Source organism: Oleiphilus sp. HI0066 (assembly GCF_001635725.1).
This window is the reverse complement of sequence record NZ_LWFH01001666.1, coordinates 24973-33043: the sequence shown is the minus strand read 5'-3', so window position 1 is coordinate 33043 and position 8071 is coordinate 24973. Positions and strand designations below refer to the sequence as shown.

Here is an 8071-nt window from a genome sequence, read left to right as displayed (position 1 = left end):
GCCACCATTTGACTAATGTCGAAAGCTTATCGTCCTTGGTCTTTCCGTTGCCGACAAAATCAAAATAGATCCAGCACATGATGAACATGGAACGCTTCAAGTAGTGGACATATCGAATAATCCTTTTGTACGTCCTGATTTAGATAATCTTATTTCGGGCCTAGAGTGGATTCGTAGCAATAACTATCCGATTCGCGGAACCTTTTCTTACGATAACTAACACCTTATTGCCACACACAAAGACTTAGAAAACAACATGTGGCTGCCTGATTTGCGTCATCCTAGGCCCCTACATGTTGCGTATTAGAGAGCAATTTTCCTATGGCATTACAAGATCACCCAATGTGGCGAAAGCCCCAACACCATCATGATTTAGATCATGCTCATGACCACGTACATTGGGTAGAGCTGTTCTATGACTTGATTCATGTGGTCACAATCTTTCTTCTCGGAAATTACTTATCACACCATTTGAACATAGATGGCTTCTTGGTGTTTTGTGGAATCTTCATTGCATTGTGGTATGCCTGGGGTGAGCTCAGTATTTTCAACTCTATTTATGTCAGCACGGATATTTGGCATCGTATCATTATGTCAGTAATGATCTGTACATTGATGTTTATGGCCGCAGCGATACCCGCAATTGAAGGGAAAGGATGGGCTTTCTTTGCACTGGGATTTGCCGCGAATCGAGCAATGCTCGCCATGCTATATGTAAGAGCTCGGCGAAACAATTCAGAAACACACTCGATGTGCAATGAGCAGATCCGAAACTTATCAAGTTTCGCCATTATATTTGCCATTACGGCATTTCTGCCAAAACCCTATGCTTTCTGGGCCTTTGCGGCGGCTCTGGTTGCCACGCAAACGCTTTACATGATTCCGAAAGTCTCTGTACTACGCCATGAACGTTTTGCTCCTCGACTCGGTCATATGGCGGAACGCTTCTCTCTACTCACACTTATCATTCTCGGCGAAGGCTTTTTTAAGTTAGTTATTACACTTTCCGAAAAAGGTATCTATAAAGTTTCCTCCGACGTGCTTGTCAATTTCGTTATTGGCGGAATATCCATGTTCATCATGTGCTGGATCTATTTTGATTTTGTCGGCAACGGAAAGACCAAGGACGATAAGCTTTCGACATTAGTCAAATGGTGGCTTGCGCATTTAACACTCATGATTTGCGGGGTAATGGTTGGCGTAGCACTCGCTGCCGAAGTAAAAGTTGGTTTCTGGGAACCCTACCCAACCAAATATGCGGCTATTGGGTGCTTCGGGCTAGCGGGATATATTGCCATGTTGTGGGTACTAAAGAACGTCATCGAGCATCGTGTCGCATCAGACCATGGTCGTTGGGATGTCCGATTATTTGGAATTATTGTTGCTGTAGGATGTTTCTTTATTGTCCCTCACGTACCCTCAATTGTCGCCAACCTGATATGGGGGACTGCATTACTATCACAAATAGTTATTCCCGTAACGCGCGCGTGGATGACTTTCCGCCATGAGTGATATTTTAGTATCTAAAAATAAACTTCGGGCAAAGATCTATTGGTGGTTGGAACGGCCTGATAGAGAGGCTTGGGGGCCCAAACTTCTGGAAGTTGCCCTCGTTGTGCTGATCATACTCAATGTCGGCGCCGTTATTTTGGAAACGGTTGATTCCATCTACCAAAGCTGGGAAGGAGCCTTTAATGTATTTGAAGGCATTTCCTTATGCATCTTTATTTTAGAGTACCTGTTGCGCTTATGGATCGTACCTGAAAAGCAAGATTCACCTTCTCGTATATCATGGATGCGATCGCCGATTGCGATTATTGACTTGCTTGCTATCTTACCTGCGTTGCTCTATCTGTTCATTCCAATCGATCTACGCATTCTACGTACCTTCCGTATGCTTCGTCTTTTGAAGCTCACACGTTACTCACCTGCTCTGGGAATGTTGCTCGCAGTATTTGAAGAAGAGGCGGGAGCTTTCTTTGCTGGATTTTTCATTCTCATGCTTATGCTTATCTTTGCTGCAAGTGGTGCATGGTTAGCAGAACACACTGTACAACCCAATGCGTTTGGTTCAATACCCCAAGCCATGTGGTGGGCCGTGGCCACACTTACTACAGTGGGTTATGGCGATGTCACTCCAATCACGGTTGCAGGCAAAATCTTCGGAGCACTTATCACCGTGATTGGTATCGGCATGGCAGCCTTACCCGCAGGCATTATCGCAAGCGGCTTGAATGAGCAAATTCATCGCCGCCGTTCCAGCCTCCAAAGAGAGTTTAGAAAAGCACTGGAAGATGGCATAATCTGTCAACAGGAAGAGGAAGACATTGAGGCATTGAGAAAGCAACTAGGACTTTCGCGCAGAACAGCTGATCATATTCGTGAAGCTGTTCATAGCGAAAAGGAAACCAAAATTGGCGCTACATGCCAACATTGCGGCAAACCATTCAAGGCACCTTAGATGTTATTAATCAATAAAGGAGTAGTTCATAGGAAGTCTGAATTCCCCTTTATTGATTATATATATCTTATCGCTGTGAAGGATGTATCCAAGCATATTTCTTAAACGCATCATCTGGCTCAGTGTGTGCCAATGCGTTGGTAAAATTGGAGATCAACTTTGCCGATAAACCAGTTAATACTTCCAATGCCTGGCGCTTTGTATAACCCGCTTCAATAAAGTCTTGTAGCTTTTCATCTCCAATGTGACCACGCTTATCTAGTAGTGCTTTAGCATAGTCGTGCAAAGCTTGAAGCTTAGCGTCAGGTATCTCAGTACCCTCACGTAATGCTTCGATAACTTCCTCAGGCATTTTCGCGGAATGCATCATCCAGGTATGGCCCGGCACGCAGTAGTGGCAGTTATTTTCGAAGTTCGCAGTCATAAAAACTACCTGCTGCTCAATCGGCGACAGGGTTGTGTTTTTCATGAATAGGCTAAATACAGTATTGTAAGCCTCATAAGTAGCAGGTGCTTCTGCCAATATCTTGTGCAAATTAGGTATCATGCCAAAACCTTTCAACGAAGCTTCCATTAACGATTTCGACTCTTCTGGCGCAGTATTGGTTTCATAGTATGTAAACATAAAAATTCCTCTGTTCTATGTAGTTCTGTCTTTAGGATGCTGTAGTTAAAGCTTCGCGGTAGGTTTCGGTTTCTTGAGCACCTTGTAGAACTTCTTCACCGTTAATAATCACTACCGGCACTCCGTGAAAACCTCCAGACAGCCACTTTCTCTCAATCTCGACCAACTCAGTTTGAAAAGTAGGATTATCTAAGACGTCTTCGGCTTCGCTTTTATCTAGGCCTAAACTAGCGACTATTTGCAGCAAAACCTCCTTACTTGAGATATCTTTGTGGTCCGAAAAATAGGCTCTGAAAAATGATTCGGCTAATTGAGTTTGCTTGCCTTTCTCTTCTGCCCACCTCAACAGCAAATGCGCCTTGCGAGTGTTAAACATGCGCATATCATCGAAGTAGTTGAATTGAAAGCCCACCTCTTGGCCCAAAGCCGTCAAACGCTTACGTGCCTCAATACTTCCGTTAATCGTCGTTCCATATTTAGCTGCAAGATGCTCTCTGAGATTCTCACCTTCTTCCGCAATAGAGGGATTCAGTTCGAATGGATGCCACCGTATGGAGACTTGGTCTTCGATACCCAGGTCTTTGATTGCGGCCTGAATTCTGTAATACCCTATAACACACCAAGGACATACAGCATCAGATAAGATATCGATCATAATCTGTTTGCTATTGCTCATGGCGGCTTACCTTTGATTCAACGATAATTGCGACTACTTCAGTATCACCCGTATTGCTAACTTGATGTGCCCATGCTTCGTGCCACATCACGTGCCCATCAGGAACATTTGCGACAAAGGACTCTCCGTTTTCTTCGGTAATTGTCAGCTGGCCACCTTTTTGAAAGTAAACCGTCTCGTTGTGATGACGATGAGGCATATCAGACTCTCCTGGCTGTAGCACCATTCTAAGCACCAGTACGTGTTCGTTTTCCAACAGCACATGGTAGTACTCGGGTGAAGAGACGTGCGCTAAAGGAACCTCCTGAGCATCCGAAACTGAGGCGGACGAAAATAGAACCAACCCCAGAATGGTCTTTTTAATTCGCGTATTCATAAGGAATTACTCCCGATTGGATTAAAAATTCTCTTCAATGTGCTTAGAGAAACGCTTGAAGTCACTCTCAGCTTCCGCATTTTTCATCACATCGAAACTCGCAAAAGTGGGAAGCGCTTTCATACCAAAGAAGCGGAAGTTCATATGCATCGGGAAAAACAAGTCATCGACGCTTTTGCCTTGGAATAGATATTCATTTTCGTCATCAAATGACTCTTTTGGTGCGTTAAAGGTCAGAGACAACATATAATTTTTACCCGTGAGCGTACCGCCCGCACCATAGTTTTTCTTGGGAGCATCCTCATGACGACCGTCACCGTTGCATAATTGTCCTCCCATGCCTGCGGTATAGACTTCATCCATATATTTCTTAAAGGTCCAAGGTACGCCCATCCAGTTCACGGGTGATTGAAGAATTATCGTGTCAGCCCATTGATGGTTTTCAAGCTCAGTTTCAACATTCCACTCTTCATCGATGTTTACAATTCGTGCTTCATGCCCTTTTGCTTTTAATAGTTCATCTGCCATTTGGACCAGAGCGCCATTTAATCGACCTTCTGAGAATGGATATTTATGGTGTGCATTGATAATCAAGATATTACTCATGGCTTCTTTCCTCGCTGTGTATGGACTGTTGGATAAGTAATAGTGGTTAATTAATCACTTTAGGTATATTATTGTTACCTACCTCCCCATATCAATTAGTATACTTTTAGTAACCTGCTTAAAATGAGTAAAGAAACATGAAAAGCCGCGTAGAAACAGATAGTTATGGTCGAAAAAAAGTTTATGATGCGTGTGTCGAGCCTTGTGCGATAGAAAAAGGCATGCGCTTCATTGGCGGGAAATGGACCGGATCAATTGTCTATCACCTCAAAGATGGGCCGGTACGATTTAATGACCTAACTCGAATGTTAGGCGGTGCAAGTAAGAAAATGATTGATCAAAGGCTTAAGGAATTAGAGGCTCGGGACATGGTCGTTCGAACGGTGATTAGTGATCGCCCCATAGCCGTAACCTATGAGCTGACAAACTTCGGACGCTCAGCATTGGATATACTGGACCAGCTTCGTATCTGGTCGGAGTCAAATCAGTTATAGTGGTGTGAGGTGGTCGCGACGACGCCAGCTCTCACCGGTAAAATGACCTCCAGATTCAACCGAATGTTACCGATTCAATCTTTCTCAGTTTTGTTTAATAAGTGAATGTCTGCCAATCGCTCAACCAAGAACAAGTATCTGTCGATATACAGCTAAACCTAAGTCAAAATGTTTGCTTTCTCAGGAAAGTGAATGCCCGTGAACCAAGATTTCTTTCCTGACTTAACGTCCGCTAACACATTGAAGCGGGCATTGTGTTCAGAGAGCCGCCAAGGTCTGCTCTTGTCTATTTCCGTGCATTAATCTCTAAAAAATAGACAGGTTGATAGGGGAGTTCGATCACTTATTGACTTGAAAGCTCTACCGTCACGGCCAACTCCACACTTGCCCCAGCAGGCAGACTATTGCAGCCATGTACGGTTCTAATGTGTCTTGCTTGCTCACCTAATACTTTCGCAAATAAGTCTGAAGCGCCATTTAGCACGTCGGCATGTTGTGTGAATGAGTCTGTGGCGTTGATAAAACCGTCTAAGCGAATGATTTTGCTAAAACGAAACGGCGTATCTTTGAGTGCAGCATCAATTTGGCTCAATACGTTTAGTGCGGCTATGTGTGCGACTTGCTTGCCTTGTTCTAGAAATAATGTGTCGCCGAGTTTTCAGATGTGAAGCATTTGCCCTTGATCAAAGGGGAGTTGTCCTGAAATATAAAGCAGGTTTCCGCTGATCAATGACGCGCAATAATTGCCGACAGGTTGAGGAGGGCTTGGAAGTACCAAGCCTTCTTTTTTATAGCGTCACGAATGTTCATCATCGTCCTATGCTGAATGTGAGCCTGCAGTAATGCCACCATCTACAAAGAAGGTATTTGATGCCTTTCAGAATCAATCCATTAACCCTGAGACGATCATGCAGATCGAGCGGGACGATTTTGTGTTGCCGTTGGTTGCCGCGAATGTTGGTGTGTCGATTATGACGAATCGAACAACCCCTTATGATCTGAACTTTATCCCAATCGAAGATTTTGATATCAACCGCACGATAGGTTTGTGCCTGAATAATCAAGATGAGCAAGCGCTCAGCGTTCCCATTAAGGCCTTTATTCAATCGATTGAGTCTGAGTTTAAGGTGGAGATTTTGCATCATTAGGGACGATTATTAGCTTTTTTACATTTATTCACTTTTATGACTCAACGCAAATATCGTTTACAGCGTATTTCTTTTTGCGAACTGATCCTACTTTGAACGAGGGTAAGCGTATGAAAGACACGTATTTTGTGGCAGACGATTTAGACGAAGTTGAGCTAATTCAAAACGAGTTGATGGAAGCTGGAGTAGAGAAGGATAGCATTTCTGTTTGGAGCGGCGACGCCTATGGCGTCGACACGCATCATCTCAAGGCTGAAAACGAGTTACTGAAAACGGATGCGATTCCGTCGATGCGGTCAGGCTTAATATGTGGTTTGATCCTGTCCGGTGTCGCGCTTTTCGGTTTTTTAGGTCTGGGTTTAATGAGTTCAGAATACATGAGCGCAGGACTCATTTTTTGCGGACTTGTGATTGGCTTCTGCACGTGGGAGGCAGGGCTATTGGGTTTACGTCGAGTTCACCGCGACTTTACTCAATTGGGTCGTTATGTAGCGCAGAAGAAACACATCATTCATTTGCATCTTGGTGACAAAGCTGAGAAAGCAGCAAATAAAGTGTTATTAAAACATCCTGCGATCACGTCTGTCCGAATGGGCTAGGGCATTTCGCGAGAAGAGATTAGCTTTGACCTAGTTTTTAGCTTCTAGTTCTTAGTTTGATCTCGAGAGACCGCTTTAGGAGAGTGGCCAAACCAACGCTTGTAAGCCTTGTAGAAGCCGCTCGTCTCTTTAAAGCCCAGATGCAAACTCAACGAAGACAAGCTCACTCCTCGATCTAGTTGTTTTGCTGCTTCCTCTTTTCTTATTTGATCGAATAAAGTTTTAAAATCGCTGCTCTCTTCTTTTAGCTTCCTGTAGAGCGTTTGTCTGCTCATTCCCAGCGAGGCGCTAATTAATTCCGTACTAACTGGTTCTGAGCTTTTGATTCTTTCTTCTATGCGTTTTTTTACTTTTTCTTGGGTCGAGCTTGTGCCTTGAATATCTGATAGTAGCTCTGAGGCTTTCGATTGAATTATCCCTTTCACTAACGAGTTGCTGCTGACGATTGGGAGCTCAAGTGCTTGCGCTTTGATCGAGATTCTATTTGATGAAGCGTTAAATCGAATTGAGTGACCAAAAATCTGTTTAAATTGATGAGCGTAATCAGGCTCTGGAAAACTGAATTCGGCTTTTTCTATCGTAAGTTCATTACCCGTCAGTGAATATGCCCACGCCATCACGGCGCTCATACTGCGTTCGATCGCGATGGTAGGATATTGTTGTTTACTTCCGATATTAAAGGTCAAACTAACAAGGCTATCTTGCCTGTGCACGGTGATGTTCTCCGAGGCATTCATGAGCACAAGATTGTTTGTAAATACTTCTAATGCCTCGCCTAAATTACTACATTGACTAACCCAACTTGCTAATAATCCCTTGGCGTTTGGATTAATTGTTTGTCCAATGCGTAAACCAAGGCCTCGTCCTTTATCGTGCTTGTCGATCTCTTGCCATAAAGAGATCAGAACCGATTCTGGTAGGCGCGAGTCAGGGCTATTGCTCCATGACCTATCCCATCCCAGCTCACTCAGTGTTTTCGTCGATAAAATGTCTAACTCAAGACATATATCGACTAGGTCTTGCGCTGCTGCGCATGAGACAGTGTTACCAATAGACATAAACGTGTTACCGAAGGACCTAGGTTGC

10 protein-coding genes and 1 pseudogene are annotated in these 8071 nt (G+C 43.9%); 5 read left to right on the top strand and 6 right to left on the bottom strand.

From position 1 onward, the window contains the following. Positions 1-321 precede the first annotated feature (321 nt). Both A3738_RS26045 and A3738_RS26040 read left to right on the top strand, forming a co-directional pair. Complete coding sequence (locus tag A3738_RS26045) at positions 322-1512, top strand: low temperature requirement protein A (protein WP_068502239.1); 1191 nt, start codon at positions 322-324, stop codon at positions 1510-1512. Further along, positions 1505-2461, top strand: a complete 957-nt coding sequence (locus A3738_RS26040) for an ion transporter (RefSeq protein ID WP_068502241.1) — start codon at positions 1505-1507, stop codon at positions 2459-2461. Before A3738_RS26045 ends, A3738_RS26040 begins: the two co-directional genes overlap by 8 nt. A gap of 67 nt (positions 2462-2528) precedes the next feature. On the opposite strand, the gene A3738_RS26035 is transcribed toward A3738_RS26040, so the two are convergent. The 4 genes from A3738_RS26035 to A3738_RS26020 are packed head-to-tail and all read right to left on the bottom strand — an operon-like array spanning position 2529 to position 4744. Then, a complete protein-coding gene (locus A3738_RS26035) occupies positions 2529-3086 on the bottom strand; it encodes a carboxymuconolactone decarboxylase family protein (RefSeq protein WP_068501481.1) in 558 nt (185 codons plus the stop codon). Between the two features lie 31 nt (positions 3087-3117). Further along, positions 3118-3762: a DsbA family oxidoreductase gene (locus A3738_RS26030; protein ID WP_068502244.1), complete on the bottom strand. Its 645-nt coding sequence runs from the start codon at positions 3760-3762 to the stop codon at positions 3118-3120. Beyond that, positions 3752-4138, bottom strand: coding sequence for a cupin domain-containing protein (locus A3738_RS26025; protein ID WP_068502247.1), 387 nt, complete (start codon positions 4136-4138; stop codon positions 3752-3754). Before A3738_RS26025 ends, A3738_RS26030 begins: the two co-directional genes overlap by 11 nt. 21 nt (positions 4139-4159) lie before the next feature. Beyond that, positions 4160-4744: an NAD(P)H-dependent oxidoreductase gene (locus A3738_RS26020; protein WP_068502250.1), complete on the bottom strand. Its 585-nt coding sequence runs from the start codon at positions 4742-4744 to the stop codon at positions 4160-4162. A 137-nt stretch (positions 4745-4881) separates the two neighbouring features. On the opposite strand from A3738_RS26020, the gene A3738_RS26015 reads away from it, so the two are divergent. Next, on the top strand, positions 4882-5238 hold the full coding sequence (locus A3738_RS26015; RefSeq protein WP_068502254.1) for a helix-turn-helix domain-containing protein: 357 nt from the start codon (positions 4882-4884) through the stop codon (positions 5236-5238). A gap of 343 nt (positions 5239-5581) precedes the next feature. Here the strand turns inward: A3738_RS26015 and A3738_RS29630 are convergent. Next, positions 5582-5881 (bottom strand): annotated as a pseudogene (locus A3738_RS29630) (RidA family protein); the annotation flags it as partial. A 199-nt stretch (positions 5882-6080) separates the two neighbouring features. On the opposite strand from A3738_RS29630, the gene A3738_RS26005 reads away from it, so the two are divergent. Beyond that, a complete protein-coding gene (locus tag A3738_RS26005; protein ID WP_068477135.1) occupies positions 6081-6386 on the top strand; it encodes a LysR family transcriptional regulator substrate-binding protein in 306 nt (101 codons plus the stop codon). A gap of 110 nt (positions 6387-6496) precedes the next feature. Continuing rightward, entirely contained in the window at positions 6497-6985 is a 489-nt protein-coding gene (locus A3738_RS26000; RefSeq protein ID WP_068502257.1) for a hypothetical protein, read from the top strand. 44 nt (positions 6986-7029) lie between these two features. Here the strand turns inward: A3738_RS26000 and A3738_RS25995 are convergent, their stop codons facing one another. Next, complete coding sequence (locus A3738_RS25995) at positions 7030-8043, bottom strand: AraC family transcriptional regulator (protein WP_068477131.1); 1014 nt, start codon at positions 8041-8043, stop codon at positions 7030-7032. Positions 8044-8071 lie beyond the last annotated feature (28 nt).